This window comes from Corynebacterium sp. HMSC062A03 (assembly GCF_001811145.1).
GTDB lineage: Bacteria > Actinomycetota > Actinomycetes > Mycobacteriales > Mycobacteriaceae > Corynebacterium > Corynebacterium aurimucosum.
This window is the reverse complement of the sequence record NZ_KV803651.1, coordinates 24651-38201: the sequence shown is the minus strand read 5'-3', so window position 1 is coordinate 38201 and position 13551 is coordinate 24651. Positions and strand designations below refer to the sequence as shown.

General features: G+C 59.8%; 18 protein-coding genes. 12 read left to right on the top strand and 6 right to left on the bottom strand.

All coding sequences use genetic code 11. The features are described from left to right. The first annotated feature begins 6 nt into the window (after positions 1-6). From HMPREF2781_RS02500 to HMPREF2781_RS02485, 4 genes are all read left to right on the top strand, one after another. Positions 7-687 (top strand): ComF family protein, encoded by a 681-nt coding sequence (locus HMPREF2781_RS02500; RefSeq protein WP_070446159.1) that lies wholly within the window; start codon positions 7-9, stop codon positions 685-687. A 170-nt stretch (positions 688-857) separates the two neighbouring features. Further along, on the top strand, positions 858-1502 hold the full coding sequence (gene hpf, locus HMPREF2781_RS02495) for a ribosome hibernation-promoting factor, HPF/YfiA family (protein WP_010189188.1): 645 nt from the start codon (positions 858-860) through the stop codon (positions 1500-1502). Between the two features lie 272 nt (positions 1503-1774). Next, on the top strand, positions 1775-4327 hold the full coding sequence (secA, locus tag HMPREF2781_RS02490) for a preprotein translocase subunit SecA (RefSeq protein ID WP_070644121.1): 2553 nt from the start codon (positions 1775-1777) through the stop codon (positions 4325-4327). Between the two features lie 133 nt (positions 4328-4460). Continuing rightward, positions 4461-4820 carry a hypothetical protein gene (locus HMPREF2781_RS02485; RefSeq protein WP_070446156.1) on the top strand — a complete coding sequence of 120 codons (360 nt, stop codon included), beginning with the start codon at positions 4461-4463 and terminating at the stop codon, positions 4818-4820. An 81-nt stretch (positions 4821-4901) separates the two neighbouring features. On the opposite strand, the gene HMPREF2781_RS12125 is transcribed toward HMPREF2781_RS02485, so the two are convergent. Next, positions 4902-5306, bottom strand: a complete 405-nt coding sequence (locus HMPREF2781_RS12125) for a hypothetical protein (protein ID WP_083276453.1) — start codon at positions 5304-5306, stop codon at positions 4902-4904. Positions 5307-5526: 220 nt separating this feature from the next. Between HMPREF2781_RS12125 and HMPREF2781_RS02480 the strand changes: the two genes are divergently transcribed. The 4 genes from HMPREF2781_RS02480 (at position 5527) to HMPREF2781_RS02465 (ending at position 7513) form a co-directional block, all read left to right on the top strand. Next, positions 5527-5937, top strand: a complete 411-nt coding sequence (locus tag HMPREF2781_RS02480) for an HAD-IA family hydrolase (RefSeq protein WP_010189184.1) — start codon at positions 5527-5529, stop codon at positions 5935-5937. A gap of 12 nt (positions 5938-5949) precedes the next feature. After that, entirely contained in the window at positions 5950-6456 is a 507-nt protein-coding gene (locus HMPREF2781_RS02475) for a DUF6912 family protein (RefSeq protein ID WP_201829629.1), read from the top strand. Positions 6457-6541: 85 nt separating this feature from the next. Beyond that, a complete protein-coding gene (locus HMPREF2781_RS02470; protein ID WP_070446152.1) occupies positions 6542-6853 on the top strand; it encodes a hypothetical protein in 312 nt (103 codons plus the stop codon). 54 nt (positions 6854-6907) lie between these two features. Continuing rightward, positions 6908-7513 (top strand): hypothetical protein, encoded by a 606-nt coding sequence (locus HMPREF2781_RS02465; RefSeq protein WP_070644119.1) that lies wholly within the window; start codon positions 6908-6910, stop codon positions 7511-7513. 60 nt (positions 7514-7573) lie between these two features. Here the strand turns inward: HMPREF2781_RS02465 and rsgA are convergent, their stop codons facing one another. Together rsgA and aroA are read right to left on the bottom strand one after the other, a co-directional pair. Continuing rightward, entirely contained in the window at positions 7574-8596 is a 1023-nt protein-coding gene (gene rsgA / locus HMPREF2781_RS02460; RefSeq protein ID WP_070644116.1) for a ribosome small subunit-dependent GTPase A, read from the bottom strand. Next, entirely contained in the window at positions 8589-9893 is a 1305-nt protein-coding gene (aroA, locus tag HMPREF2781_RS02455) for a 3-phosphoshikimate 1-carboxyvinyltransferase (RefSeq protein WP_070644114.1), read from the bottom strand. Before aroA ends, rsgA begins: the two co-directional genes overlap by 8 nt. Here aroA and HMPREF2781_RS02450 point away from each other — a divergent pair. Beyond that, entirely contained in the window at positions 9892-10554 is a 663-nt protein-coding gene (locus HMPREF2781_RS02450; RefSeq protein ID WP_070644111.1) for an SOS response-associated peptidase, read from the top strand. The genes aroA and HMPREF2781_RS02450 overlap by 2 nt on opposite strands. A gap of 11 nt (positions 10555-10565) precedes the next feature. Here the strand turns inward: HMPREF2781_RS02450 and ybaK are convergent, their stop codons facing one another. Further along, positions 10566-11069, bottom strand: coding sequence for a Cys-tRNA(Pro) deacylase (gene ybaK, locus HMPREF2781_RS02445; protein WP_070644108.1), 504 nt, complete (start codon positions 11067-11069; stop codon positions 10566-10568). A 37-nt stretch (positions 11070-11106) separates the two neighbouring features. On the opposite strand from ybaK, the gene HMPREF2781_RS02440 reads away from it, so the two are divergent. Next, on the top strand, positions 11107-11712 hold the full coding sequence (locus HMPREF2781_RS02440; RefSeq protein WP_049156090.1) for a sigma-70 family RNA polymerase sigma factor: 606 nt from the start codon (positions 11107-11109) through the stop codon (positions 11710-11712). Continuing rightward, a complete protein-coding gene (rsrA, locus tag HMPREF2781_RS02435) occupies positions 11712-11984 on the top strand; it encodes a mycothiol system anti-sigma-R factor (protein ID WP_070446136.1) in 273 nt (90 codons plus the stop codon). The genes HMPREF2781_RS02440 and rsrA overlap by 1 nt, the downstream gene beginning before the upstream one ends. 95 nt (positions 11985-12079) lie before the next feature. Here the strand turns inward: rsrA and HMPREF2781_RS12790 are convergent, their stop codons facing one another. Further along, positions 12080-12154, bottom strand: coding sequence for a 50S ribosomal protein bL37 (locus tag HMPREF2781_RS12790; RefSeq protein WP_371325741.1), 75 nt, complete (start codon positions 12152-12154; stop codon positions 12080-12082). Between the two features lie 95 nt (positions 12155-12249). Continuing rightward, positions 12250-12507 (bottom strand): WhiB family transcriptional regulator, encoded by a 258-nt coding sequence (locus HMPREF2781_RS02430; RefSeq protein ID WP_042529827.1) that lies wholly within the window; start codon positions 12505-12507, stop codon positions 12250-12252. A gap of 574 nt (positions 12508-13081) precedes the next feature. On the opposite strand from HMPREF2781_RS02430, the gene HMPREF2781_RS02425 reads away from it, so the two are divergent. Beyond that, the gene (locus tag HMPREF2781_RS02425) at positions 13082-13540 is read left to right on the top strand and encodes a hypothetical protein (RefSeq protein WP_070644105.1); all 459 of its coding nucleotides are present in this window, start codon (positions 13082-13084) and stop codon (positions 13538-13540) included. Positions 13541-13551: the final 11 nt, after the last annotated feature.

Sequence of the window (13551 nt, the reverse complement as noted above, 5' to 3'; positions counted from 1 at the left end):
GGGCGCATGCCGAAGAATCGGGGGATAGGGGAGGTCACGGCCGCTCTCGTGGAGCTTTTCTTGCCACGCCCCTGCGCTGGGTGCGGGGGAGAAACAGCTGCGGGCGGGGTGTTGTGCGCTTCCTGCCAGGAACACTTGCGGCAGGTTCCACGCCGGGTGGAACGGCCGCGGCCCCTGGGGTTTCCGGCATGGGCTCTTGGTCCCTATTCCGATACTCGCCGTGGTGTCATCATCGCCATGAAGGAACACGGGCACCACGCAGTGCGTGCTCACCTCGGGGCGGTGTTCGCTGCCGGCATCGATTACTTGCGCGCCCGCGGTGATATCCCGGAGACTGGGTTGCTCGTGCCGGCGCCGACGCGCGTGTCCTCGGCTCGTCGCCGCGGTGGCGATCCTGTTGCCGCGCTGTGCCAGGCAGCGGCTGCCAGGCTTCCAGGCTGGGCTGTGGTTAATGCCCTGAGCACGGCTGAAAGCAGTGCGGATCAATCAGAGCTCAGCGCCGTGGAGCGCGCCGATAACATGCGGACAGCCGTGCTGTTGCGTCCCGCCGCCCGCGAACTAGTGGGGAAGAACGTGATGCTTGTCGACGACGTCATCACCACCGGCGCAACTCTGCGTGCTAGCGCCGCGCGTGTATGGGCTATCGGGGGTGACGTCGCGGGCGCAATTGTGCTGGCAGATGCGTAGGGCGGGCCATCATCATGCATGAGTGTAGGGGCCAGTCATCGTGTAGGTTATGACCAGTGGTAACATGAGGGGTGTCACAGGGAAGCGGGCTTCCGGCTCCTTATCACAGGCTTGTAGAAGTCCGCAGAATGTGCAGTCATTCAGTCCCCACGAGTATAGGGAGGCATTTCATGTCCCAGCAGACCAACGCTCAGGTCACCATCACCGGCCGTAACGTGGAGGTTCCGGAGCACTTCCAGGAACGTGTCACTGAAAAACTAGCCAAGATCGAGCGCCTTGATCCGACCCTGACCTTCTTCCACGTGGAGCTGCAGCACGAGCCGAACCCGCGCCGCGAGTCCGAGGCAGAGCGTCTGCAGATCACCGCTACCGGTAAGGGGCACATCGCTCGCGCCGAGGCGAAGGAAGATTCTTTCTATGCGGCACTCGAGACCGCCCTGGGCAAGATGGAACGCTCCCTGCGCAAGGTTAAGGTGCGCCGTGAGAACGTGAAGTCCGGCCACCGCGCCCAGAAGGGTACTGGTCAGATCGCCGCTGAGCTGGTCGCTGAAGCTGAGGCAGCTAAGCCCGCTAAGGAAGAGCGCTACATCGATCCCTACGCCGAGACTGTCGAGGATGTTCGCCCGGGCCAGGTTGTCCGCTTCAAGGAGCACCCAGCAACCCCGATGTCTGTTGATGATGCGCTCAGCGAGATGGAGCTGGTCGGCCACGACTTCTACCTCTTTATCAACGAGGAGAACAACAAGCCTTCTGTGGTTTACCGCCGCCACGCATTCGACTACGGTCTTATTTCCCTGACGGATGCTGATGCTTAAGGCCTGAGCCTTAAAGGCCGTAGGGCCTAACACACAGGCTCCCTGCCCCGCAGCGCACACGCGCAGCGAGACAGGGAGCCTTCTTATGTCCCTATTAGGCATTGTTAATCTTCGATCATCTTTTTTCGTGACGGCCGAGGGGAGCGTCCTGCAAACGTCGGGGTGGGGACAGAATTGCGCTTTGGGTTGGGTGGCGAATCGTGAGAGAAAAGCTAGTGAGTACAATGGCGACGAGTTAACTTATTTGTCGCGACAAGAAGGACTATCTAGACGTGTTTGGACTTTCCAAGCTGCTCCGTGCCGGTGAGGGGCGCACCGTCAAGCGCCTGGCCAAAATTGCAGATGATGTTATTGCCTTAGAAGATAAATTCGCGGCGCTGTCGGACGACGAGCTCAAGGCTAAGACTGACGAGTTTAAGAAGCGTCTGGCGGATGGCGAAAAGATGAATGACATCCTTCTCGAAGCCTTCGCCACCGTGCGTGAGGCTGCCTGGCGCGTGCTTGACCAGAAGCACTACAAGGTGCAGGTTATGGGCGGTGCCGCCCTGCACTTCGGCAACGTCGCTGAGATGCGCACCGGTGAGGGCAAGACCCTGACCTCGCTGCTGCCGGCCTACCTCAATGCGCTGGAGGGCAAGGGCGTACACATCGTGACGGTCAACGATTACTTGGCCAAGCGTGACGCCGAGATGATGGGCCGTGTCCACCGCTGGCTGGGCCTCACCGTTGGCGTCATCCTCTCCGAAATGCGCCCTGCGGAGCGCAAGGAAGCGTATGCTTGCGACATCACGTACGGCACCAACAATGAGCTGGGCTTTGACTACCTGCGCGACAACATGGTCCGCTCGCTCAATGACACGGTCCAGCGTGGCCACAATTACTGCATCGTGGATGAGGTTGACTCCATCCTGATCGACGAGGCCCGTACCCCGCTCATTATTTCCGGACCGGTCGACGGCTCCTCCCAGTTCTACGGCGTTTTCTCCAAGCTAGCGCCGAAGATGCGCGAGGGCATCCACTACGAGGTGGACCACAAGAAGCGCACCATTGGTGTGCTGGAGGAGGGCGTCGAATTCGTCGAGGATCAGCTGGGCATTGAAAACCTCTACGCCCCAGAGCACTCCCAGTTGGTGTCCTACCTCAACAATGCCTTGAAGGCGAAGGAGCTCTTCACCCGCGATAAGGACTACATTGTCCGCAATGGCGAAGTGCTGATCGTGGATAGCTTCACCGGCCGTGTTCTGGCTGGCCGCCGCTACAACGAAGGTATGCACCAGGCTATTGAGGCAAAGGAAGAGGTGGAGATCAAGAACGAGAACCAGACTCTCGCCACCGTTACGCTCCAGAACTATTTCCGCCTCTACGACAAGATTTCCGGCATGACCGGTACCGCAGAAACCGAGGCTGCTGAGTTGCACTCCATCTATGGGCTAGATGTGGTGCCGATTCCGACGAATAAGCCGAACCAGCGTACCGATCACTCCGACCGCATCTACAAGACCCAGGAAGCCAAGTTCGCTGCGGTGGTGGATGACATCGAGGAACACGTTGCCGACCGCCAGCCGGTGTTGGTGGGTACCACCTCCGTGGAGCGCTCCGAGTACCTCTCGCAACTGTTGAGCAAGCGCGGAATCAAGCACTCGGTACTCAATGCGAAGCACCATGAGGAAGAGGGACAGATCGTCGCCCGTGCCGGCCGCCCGGGCGCCGTAACCGTCGCCACCAACATGGCCGGCCGCGGTACCGATATCGTGCTCGGCGGTAACCCCGAGGTCATCCTGGATGAGAAGCTGCGCGAGCGCGGCCTCGATCCCTTTGAGGATGAAGAGAAGTACCAGGAGGCCTGGGACGCCGAAATCGATCAGGAGAGGGAACGCTCCAAGCGCCTGGGCGACGAGGTCCGCGAGGCCGGCGGCCTGTACGTATTGGGCACCGAGCGCCACGAGTCGCGCCGTATTGACAACCAGCTGCGCGGCCGTTCCGGCCGTCAGGGTGACCCGGGTGAGACCCGTTTCTACCTGTCCATGCGTGATGAGCTCATGGTGCGCTTCGTGGGCCAGTCCATGGAGAATATGATGAACCGCCTCAACGTGCCAGATGATGTGCCGATCGAGGCCAAGATGGTCTCTAACTCCATCAAGGGTGCACAGGCACAGGTGGAAAACCAGAACTTTGAGATGCGTAAGAACGTGCTCAAGTACGATGAGGTACTCAATGAGCAGCGCAAGGTGGTATACGCCACCCGCCACGACATCCTCGAGGCCAGTGACATCAAGGACAACATCCGCGAGATGATCAACGACACCGTGTCTGCCTACGTGGCGGGTGCGACGGCTACCGGCTACGTGGAGGACTGGAACCTAGACGAGCTGTGGAATGCGCTGGAATCCCTCTACGGGCCGACCATGACGCACGAGGAGCTTGTCGCCGGTACCGAGTACGGCTCCGCCGGCGAGATTTCTGCGGAGCAGCTGCGCGATGCACTGTTGGCTGATGCGAATTCCGAGTATGACCAACTCGAAGAAGCTGTGAGCGCTATCGGTGGTGAGAGCCAGATGCGCAATACCGAGCGCATGATCATCCTGCCGGTTATTGACCAGAAGTGGCGCGAGCACCTCTATGAGATGGATTACCTCAAGGAAGGCATCGGTCTGCGTGCCATGGCGCAGCGAGATCCTCTGGTGGAGTACCAGAAGGAAGGCGGCGACATGTTCAATGCCATGAACGACGCGGTCAAGGAAGAAACCGTGCGCCAGCTGTTTATGCTGCGCAAGCAGTTCAAGGCGCAGGAAGAGGCAAACGCAGTGGATGAAGCGGAAGCCTAGGGCAACCTTGATGCGCCAGCGCTAGTCAACGCAGGACGCCGTGGGAATCATTCCCCACGGCGTCTTTTTATTGGAAGTAGTTAGGTATATACTGTCAGAACATTAATTATTGTTCTTCGGAGGTTGAGTCAGTATGCGCCGCTTGTCTCTGCGAGTAGGTCTATCCGTGTTCGCATCTGCCACCCTGCTGGGTGGCGGCGCAGCTGCTTCGGCTGTGGAACTAGCCCCAGAAGAGCAGTGCCAGCTGGCCTCCGTATTGGGCTCTCAAAGCGATGACTCCCTGAAGGGCGCTGCACTCAGCTCGCAGGATGTTGTCTCCACTCAGTGTGGCGCGGTGTCTGAACCGGAAAGTCTTGATGAAGCTACTGCGAAGCTTCCCGTGGTGGGGGCCACCATGTTTGGCGGCATCAGCCTAGCTTTGGTGAGCGCTTCTGCAGCCTTCGCCGGAATCGATTGGACACCCATCCTGATCAAGCTGGGATCGATGTTTTAAGACCAGCGCTAAGTCATAGGCGTGATTTCTAGGGCTCCTCAAGGCCGCAAACTCATCTTTTCAGAACCTCTGTCTCTTGTGTCAGTGGGTTTGCAGGCCGCCCGAAAGTAAGCGGAAAGACCGCAGGTGTCGGCCGGTTGCAGCGCCGGTAAAAGCGCGCCGTGTTGAGCCTAAGAGCACCGAACCGAAGAACTCACCATTTGAGCGCGCGTGCAAGCTGCGCAGCGTCATTCCTCCGTGCGATTCTGCAGCTGCCTGGGCTTTCCTCCAGGCGCGCACATGCTTAGTGATTTCTGGGGCGAAGCGTGGGTTATTGAGATGACTCAAAGGCCGCAAGGCGGCGGCGACTTCGAGAACTATGACAACGAGACCACGGATCTCTTCCCGCGTGGCCAGGTCGCGAGCTGTGGGCTCGCGCTCATAGCGGATACGTTGCGGGGCAACATACAGTTGTAGGTGGCTCATGCCGGGGATGGGGGTGTACATGTGAATAGCGTCCTCTTCCGCAGTGCGCGGTACGGAGGAAAGCGCTGAAGCAAGGATCGGGGGATGGCACAGAGAAGGAAGCTGGATGTACGTTCATTGTGCCATGGCAGCCCCGTCTGCGGCTAGAGCTTTGCAGCGCATTGGCCGGTGAGAGCAGGCGGGCGGTATGTTCGCTATACTTTCGGACGATAAACACAGTTCAATGCGAAGGGTAGATAATATGCGTGGACTCATCGTCGATTTTGTAGGCGTGCTTGACGGCACCGAAGAGGACGTCAAGCGCTGGCGGGAACTATTCGCCGCCGCGAAATCCAACGGAGTTGCCACCGCTATCCTTTCCAACGATCCGGGCGGCCCAGGTGCGGAGCACATTCGAGAGTGGGAATACCGCGGCATCGTGGATGCCGTGGTGCTTTCTGGCGAGGTTGGCGCTGAGAAGCCGGACCGTGCTGCCTTCCAAGCCGCGGCAGATGCTATTGACCTGCCGATTAATGATTGCGTCATGGTGGATGATTCCATCGTTAACGTGCGCGCTGCTGTGGAGAACGGCATGGTGGGCATGCTCTACACGGTCTTCGACCGCACGAGCGTTGAGGTTCAGGCAGTCTTCGACATTGAAGGTGAGTTCTAAGTGTCGAAGGATGTGCGCGTCTTCCTGCCGGCTACCTTCGGCATGCTGGCTGAGCTTGAGGAGACCGGCCAGCTCGCCGCACGCAGTGGTTGGGGTTTTGCGCTAACACCCGCGTTGCGTGAGTTCTATACCGAAGGCGACGAGGAAGAAATTGAGTACTCTGCCTTCCTTGAAGCTTCCATGGCTTCATTGCGCCTGCTGGCTATCGGGGACGAAGAAAAGTTTCCCCACCGACGCGTGGTCATCTCCGTCGACGTGGATGAGTCCGTGGTGACTCCGAAGCCAGACATGGGTGAGCCCGTCGTGGCCCTCAACCCTGCCACGATCACGAAGGCTAACCTGCAGGCTATCCACGTGGATATCGAGGAATCCGAAGCCGCTACGGCCAAGGCTATAGACGCTATCGACAACGCTGACCTCGGAGATGAGGACGCTGAGCTCGCAGTGGGTGATGCTTTGGACAATTTCATGGCATTTTATGACCCCACCGAACTACCCATCCTCGTGGAGCTTCTCTAAGGATCTACTGGGAAATAATCACCGGTGCCTCACGCGTGGTGCTAGTCTAAGCCTCTAACGCCATCGCTTTAGAAGGAGCACCACCATGAAGAGATCCCGTCTTGCTAGCCTTGTCACCGCCGCTGCCCTGAGCACCGCTGCGCTTGTCGCCGCACCAGTTGCCGGCGCAGAGGAGCCTGCAGCACCGATCGCGCAGGTGCACGCGGATCGCAGCAAGCCGGAACCTGGGAACCCAGACCCTGATATGGCCGTGAAGCCCACGACCCCGTGGCTGCGCATCCTGGAAGGTTCATCCCAGGGTCCAGCGGCCGTCATTATCTCCGTCCTCTTCGGCATCATCAGCATTGGCTTCGCCGCCTACAAGGAGTTTGGTGATTACCTGCCCAAGTTGGGCTAATTATTGATAATCTGCGGGGGTAAAACTTTAGCTCGATCGAAAGGTTTCCTCAGTATGTCTTCCTCTCGCCTTCGCCGCGTAGTTGCTGCTTCCAGCTTGTCGGTTGCGGTTCTTGCCGGTGGTGTCGCAGCCCCCACGGCGGGCGCGGTAAGCACCACCATCAAGGATGAGAAGTGCACCATCACCTTGAGCGAGGAGGAAGCCAGCGACCTGAAGAATGCGGAGTCGAAGGCCAATGATGTCGACAGCAGCTTGCTAAAGAATGGCCTTAAGATTTCGCCCAAGGACGCGGAGAAGCGTGCTCGCGCCGTAGAGGACCAGTCGGAAGAGCTCTTCCGTGCACTGGCAGGTTACGAGGCGGAGGTCGAGTTCGGTGATGAGAACGCCGTCAAGCGCGCCAAGAACAACATTGCAGTGGTAGACACCTTCCGTGTCATCGCACCGGAGTACATCAAGGCGCTCAACGCCTGTGCGAAGAAGGAAGAGTTCAATAAGAGGGAGGCGAGCGGTGCCAACACTTCCTCCAATATCGATACCGGCGGAGCCGTTATCCTCGGTGTTACCGGCGGCTTAGCCGTGATCCTGATGGTCCTCCGCGCGGCTGGCCCCTTCCTTAAGACCGTCCTGCCGCCGCAGCTGGCAGCAATGCTTCCGCTTTAAAACTAGGCCCCGTTAGGGCGCCTAAGGCCTTTCCTGCGCTAGGAGTAAGGCCCTTAGGCCTTAGGCCCAATCGACGTTGGTGCGCAGGGAAGCCAGCAGGTTGCGAACCGCATCACGGCGGCGTGCAGAAGCTGTCCCTTCCTCTATGCTGAGGTCCAACCCGCATTCGGGGTCCGCGGGTGGCCCGGAATGCGTGCAGCCACGCGGGCAATCCTCAATCGCTTCGGCAAGATCATCGAAGACCTCAATGACGTTTTCCGCATCAATGTGGGCTAGGCCGAAGGAGCGGATGCCTGGGGTATCAATGATCCACCCGCCATGCGGGGTGCTTCCTTCCGCCGGCAGTCGCAGCGCCACCGACTGCGTCGATGTATGGCGGCCTTTGCCCACGGCGGAGACTTCGCCGGTTTCGCGGTTGGCATCCGGGACGAGCCGGTTGACCAAGGTTGATTTACCCACACCGGAGTGGCCGATGAGGGCCGTGACATGTCCATCAATTGCGGCACAGACCTGCTCCAGTCCATCGTCCACGCCAGCTTCCACCACGGTGACATCCAAGTCCGCAAACTCTTGGGCGAACGGAGTGGGGTCGGTGAGGTCGGTCTTCGTCAGGCACAGGACCGGCTGGATATTGCCGGCGAAGGCCGCGATGAGAGCACGCTCCACGAATCCGGAGCGCGGCGGTGGATCCGCCACAGCACTCACGATCAGCAGGCGGTCTGCATTCGCCACCACGATGCGCTCATAAGGGTCTGTGTCATCCGCGGTGCGCCGAAGGACGGAAGTGCGCTCCTCTAGCTTCACGATGCGCGCGAGGGTGTCCTTCTTACCAGAAGTATCGCCCACGACGCCGACCCGATCACCGACCTCGACGGGTGTGCGGCCCATCTCGCGGGCGCGCATAGCGGTGACGACTGGGCCATCATTATCAAGGGCAACTCCCCAGCGCCCGCGGTCCTTGGTGATGACCATGCCGAACTTGGCATCCTTGTGCTTCGGACGGTCCTTCGTGCGGGGGCGCGACCCTTTGCCCGGCCGGATACGGACATCAGATTCGTCGTAGCTGCTCGCGCGCCTAGCCATGGATCATGGCCTCCCACATCTTGGCGAAGCCGGGCAGAGTCTTGGAGGTGGTGTCGATGTCTTCGACCTCGACACCGTCGACTGCCAGGCCAATGATGGCGCCAGCGGTGGCCATGCGGTGGTCGGCGTAGGAGTGCCACTGGCCGCCGTGGAGTGGGGCAGGGGTGATGCGGAGGCCGTCGTCAAGCTCAGTGACGTTGCCGCCCAAGCCGTTAATCTCTGTAGCGAGGGCCGCCAGACGGTCCGTCTCATGGCCGCGCAGGTGCGCGATGCCGGTCAGGGTTGACGGCGTTGAGGCCAGCGCGCACAGCGCGGCTACGGTCGGGGTGAGCTCGCCGATATCTCCCATATCGAGATCGATGCCGCGCAGGCCTGCTAGACCCTCCTGCGGGCCAGTGACCTGCAGGTAGGGATCTCGGTGAGGTGCCTGCGGGACGTACTCAACCTGTGCCCCCATGTGCTCCAGGATGCCGCGGAAAGCATCACCTGGTTGGGTCGTTTCCTCCGGCCAATTCAGAATGTTCACGCTGCCGCCGGCGACGGCCGCGGCAGCCAAAAACGGTGTGGCGTTGGACAGGTCCGGTTCGATGTACCACTCGCGGCCGTCAATCTTTCCAGGACGCACGACCCAATTATCCTCGCCCGCGACCACATGCACGCCGGCATCACGCAACATGCCGATGGTCATCAGGATGTGGGGCTGGGAAGGGACCGTGCCGCCTTCGTGGCGCACGCTGATGCCGTTGCGGTAGCGCGCCCCGGCCAGGAGCAAGCCGGAGACGAACTGGGAAGAAGCGGAGGCATCAATGGTGACTTCGGCGCCCTCCGGAATGCCATGGGGCGTGATGCTAAGTGGCAGGCTATCGCCTTCGATGTCGACGCCCAACTCACGCAAGGCCATGGTCATCGTGGACATGGGGCGCTTGCGGGCATAAGGGTCACCGTCGATGACAACGGGCCCATCGGCCAGCGCTGCCACCGGAGGCAAGAAGCGCATGATCGTGCCAGCCAGGCCACAATCGACGGTCGCGCCGTGGAGCTGGCCCGGCGTCACGCGCAGGTGCGGTCCCCACTCGGAGATACCTACGCCCATGGCCTTCAAAGCTTCTTTCATCAGGTCAGTATCGCGGGAGACCAGCGGGTTGTAGATGATAGAAGGTGAGTCGGCCAACGCAGCGAGGATGAGGGCGCGGTTGGTCATCGACTTTGACCCGGGAACTTCCTGAGTCCAGGACAACGGGCCGGCGGGTTGGGGAGCACACCAGAAAGCAGACATGTAGTCCATAATAAAGGGCATGTGCGGAAGATTTGTTCTGTTCACCGAGTCCCTACTGGAGGAAGTCGGAGCGTGGGAATCCATTACGGAAGTTCATGCGCCGGAAGGCCTGCCGCCGGCACGCTATAACATTGCTCCGACCCAGCCCATCGCCATCGTGCGGGTTGCGGAGGAGACCGTTCGCGTGGAGCCAGCGCGCTGGGGGCTTATCCCGCACTGGAAGAAGGACCTCGACGGCCCACCGCTGTTTAATGCCCGCGCGGAGACTGTGGCGCAGAAACCTTCCTTCCGGGATGCCTTCAAAGCACAGCGCTGCGTTATCCCGCTGGATGGTTACTACGAGTGGAAAGCCGGTGGGGATAAGAAGGCCAAGAAGCAGCCCTTTTATGTGACCGGGCCCGATGGCCTGCTGTGGGCGGCTGGTTTGTGGGCCACGGGGTTGGAGAGGCTCTCGGCCACGATGGTGACCACGGATGCCACGGAAGAGATGGCGTGGCTGCACCACCGCTTGCCCAAGTTTCTAACTGCAGATGAAATCGCGCCCTGGCTGGCGGGGGAGGCGCTGCTGGAGCCGAGCTCTGTGCGCGGCTTTCAGGCACGCCCGGCCGACCCCGCGGTGGGCAACGTGCGCAACGACTACGCAGAGCTTATCGACGAACCACCGGCCACTGCCTTGTTCTAGTGCACGAGAGGCTAGTCGGCGAGCACGTCGGCGAAGGAGAGCTCCAGCACGCGGGGGAGATCTTTCGGATTCATCTCAATGTCGAGGCCACGCTTGCCGCCGGAGAAGAAGATGGTATCGAAGAGCAGCGCGGTCGCGTCAACGACAGTGGGCAGGACGTGTTTGTGCCCTAACGGGGAGATGCCGCCGGGGATGTAGCCGGAGGACTTGGAGGCGTCGGCAGGCGCGGCCATTGTGGCCTTGGACGCACCGAAAGCTGCGGCGGCCTTCTTGAGACTGAGCTGGTGTGTGACCGGAAGGACGCAGACGGCGAGTTGGCGTTTGGGGCCTTTGCCGGCGCTCAGATCAATGACGAGGGTTTTGAAGATACGCTCAGGAGTAACGTCGAGGGCCGCAGCGGCTGCCTCGCCGAAGTTTTCGCGACCGCCATCAAAGGCGGAGACGTGGTGGTCAATACCTGCCTCTTCGAGGAGTTTGAGAGCGGGGGTAGCGGCACGCGGGGTCTTCTTGGACATATAAACCACCCTAGTCCTGAGCGCTAGGATGGTCGGTATGGCCACAGAAACGACGAGCGAGACGCTTCAGAAACAGCGGTTGTTTGAGGAGCAAGCCTTGCCCTTGCTGGACCAGCTTTACGGCGGAGCGATGCGTCTGACGCGCAACCCGCAAGACGCGGAGGATTTGATCCAAGAGACCTACCTCAAGGCCTTTAGCAACTTCGATTCCTTCAAACAGGGGACGAACTTGAAGGCGTGGCTGTACCGCATCATGACGAATACCTACATCAACTCCTACCGGAAGGCCAAGCGCCGCCCAGTGGAATCCTCAGCGGATGAGCTTAGTGACTTTCAGCTGTATACCACGTCCGGACATGACTCCACGGGTTTGGAATCAGCGGAGGTCGAAGCGCTCAAGCAGATGCCGGATTCGGAGATTTCCGAGGCCATGAATGACCTGCCGGAGGATTACCGCATGGTGGTGTACTACTCGGATGTGGTGGGTTTGGCCTATAAGGAAATCGCAGAAGTGATGGGCACTCCGTTGGGGACGGTCATGAGCCGCCTCCACCGCGGAAGAAAATTGCTTCGTGCGGCGTTGAAGGACGTAGCACGAGAAAAAGGCATTGGTCGCAACCACCCAGAGATGGAGGAGAAGTAATGGAACGCGCAACAGGACGCAATTGCGGTGCGTGTAACTCTCCGGAGGTTGAAGCGCTCTTTCGGGAGCTATTCGATGAATCAACGAGCTATGCGCGAGCACTGGAAATCCGCGAGCACCTCGCGCAGTGCGATACCTGTCAGCAGCGCGTCGAGAGCGAAGAAGTAGTCCGCGCACTCGTGCGCAAATGCTGTGGGGGACAGGTCGCACCTCAGTCACTGCGCCAGCGCATTAGCGTGCAGATTACGCGGACTGAGATTACCTGGGGATAGGGCCTCGAGCGCCTAAAACCGGCTCAGGATATGCAAAAGGGCTCGTTCCCTCCCTCGATTCGTGAGGGGAAGAAACGAGCCCTAAATTACTGACGTTATGCGCCAGGACGCTTGCCGTGGTTAGCGGGCTTCTTACGGCGATCCTTGCGCTTGCGGCCACGCTTGCTCATCGTATGCTCCTTCTGTTAAAGGGAAATGAACTCATTCAACTGTAGCGGCAGGGTATGCCGAGGTGTTAATCGGGGGTGCGCCTACTGTGGGTTTCTTAAGCGGAAACGCGGGCGCGAGCGCGGCTGCGGTTACGGCGCTTGATAGCGCGGCGCTCCTCCTCAGAGAGGCCGCCCCACACGCCGGCATCCTGGCCGGACTCGAGGGCCCACTTGAGGCAAGAGGAAGCGACCGGGCAGCGGTTGCAGACCAGCTTGGCCTTAGCGATCTGGGTGAGTGCAGGGCCGGAATTACCGACAGGGAAGAAGAGCTCCGGGTCTTCGTCGCGGCAAACAGCTTCGTGGCGCCAATCCATGATTGAAATCTCCTAACAAATTTTTGACAGCAGTAGATGAAAGCAGGCGCACCAAGGGCAGTTCACGGCAGTGAACTGTTCCGAGTGCTACGGGGTTTAAGTGAACTGGTCTGCGGTCAGTGGGGCCCTGTCTTGAGTTGGGGCCAGCGTCGCCGCCGCCATGGTTCACTTTTGGTTAACTTGGAGTTTTCTCCGAGTTAAGAACTGATTTAACAGCTCGTTGTTTTTGCTACCTGAGAATAATGACACGTTTACTCATTCCCCGCTAGGGGTAGAGGCCGAAAAGTGTCCAAAGTCACTAAATAAATTCCGTCAATTCATATGATTGTTATGGGTTGGCCCCTGTAAGAACCCTGTCAGAAATGCTTCCACCTGCGGTGATGAGGGTAAGGTGGTGAGTGTGGTGACCTGGATCGCGTCAAATCCGGGTTCATCCCTCTGCCCCCGAAATTACGGATGGAGGAAGCCGAGGAACACCGCGGCGGAGGAGGATTAGGCTGAAGCATGTGGGTGCGCGCGGGGTAATGGCGTGGAGTCGTCCTAAGTACAGGGCTGAGAAGTAAACTAAATCTCCGTGAATAAGAAGCAGAAACAGTCCTCGACCACGCCTGCCCAAACTGAGGGAGGCCGTCCCCCGGGAACGGTGGTAGCGGCTGCCGGCATCGCCGTGCTCCAGTCCATCGCGGTAATTATCTTCGGAATCTTCCTCATCGTCCGTGAGCTAACCGGTGCTGAGAACGACTCCATGGTGTCCGATTCTGGGGCGACGGGCTTCGTCGGCCTAGGGACGGCCATCTTCATTTTTATCGTCTTCGGCTTTGTCATCGTCGCCTCGTGGGCCTTTGTTAAGGGCAAGCGCTGGGGCCGCGGAGCTATCGTGCTCGTGGAGTTTATTTTGGGTGCCATCGCCTTCCAGATGTTCAGCGGAGGCTCAGCAGCGCTCGGCGCCGTGACGCTGGCCAGCGCAGCGTTGGTGCTCTACCTGCTCATGGTGCGCCCTGAGGCAGCGCAATGGGCTGAAAGCCACTTCTAGGCAAGCTGTTT

Coding starts and splice junctions, on each gene's coding strand:
- HMPREF2781_RS02440 (WP_049156090.1), top strand. CDS start 11,107: ATGGCCACAGAAACGACGAGCGAGACGCTTCAGAAACAGCGGTTGTTT.
- HMPREF2781_RS02430 (WP_042529827.1), bottom strand. CDS start 12,507: ATGGATTGGCGCCACGAAGCTGTTTGCCGCGACGAAGACCCGGAGCTC.
- HMPREF2781_RS12125 (WP_083276453.1), bottom strand. CDS start 5,306: ATGTACACCCCCATCCCCGGCATGAGCCACCTACAACTGTATGTTGCC.
- ybaK (WP_070644108.1), bottom strand. CDS start 11,069: ATGTCCAAGAAGACCCCGCGTGCCGCTACCCCCGCTCTCAAACTCCTC.
- HMPREF2781_RS02485 (WP_070446156.1), top strand. CDS start 4,461: ATGCGCCGCTTGTCTCTGCGAGTAGGTCTATCCGTGTTCGCATCTGCC.
- HMPREF2781_RS02500 (WP_070446159.1), top strand. CDS start 7: ATGCCGAAGAATCGGGGGATAGGGGAGGTCACGGCCGCTCTCGTGGAG.
- HMPREF2781_RS02450 (WP_070644111.1), top strand. CDS start 9,892: ATGTGCGGAAGATTTGTTCTGTTCACCGAGTCCCTACTGGAGGAAGTC.
- hpf (WP_010189188.1), top strand. CDS start 858: ATGTCCCAGCAGACCAACGCTCAGGTCACCATCACCGGCCGTAACGTG.
- aroA (WP_070644114.1), bottom strand. CDS start 9,893: ATGCCCTTTATTATGGACTACATGTCTGCTTTCTGGTGTGCTCCCCAA.
- HMPREF2781_RS02470 (WP_070446152.1), top strand. CDS start 6,542: ATGAAGAGATCCCGTCTTGCTAGCCTTGTCACCGCCGCTGCCCTGAGC.
- HMPREF2781_RS02465 (WP_070644119.1), top strand. CDS start 6,908: ATGTCTTCCTCTCGCCTTCGCCGCGTAGTTGCTGCTTCCAGCTTGTCG.
- HMPREF2781_RS02480 (WP_010189184.1), top strand. CDS start 5,527: ATGCGTGGACTCATCGTCGATTTTGTAGGCGTGCTTGACGGCACCGAA.
- rsgA (WP_070644116.1), bottom strand. CDS start 8,596: ATGGCTAGGCGCGCGAGCAGCTACGACGAATCTGATGTCCGTATCCGG.
- rsrA (WP_070446136.1), top strand. CDS start 11,712: ATGGAACGCGCAACAGGACGCAATTGCGGTGCGTGTAACTCTCCGGAG.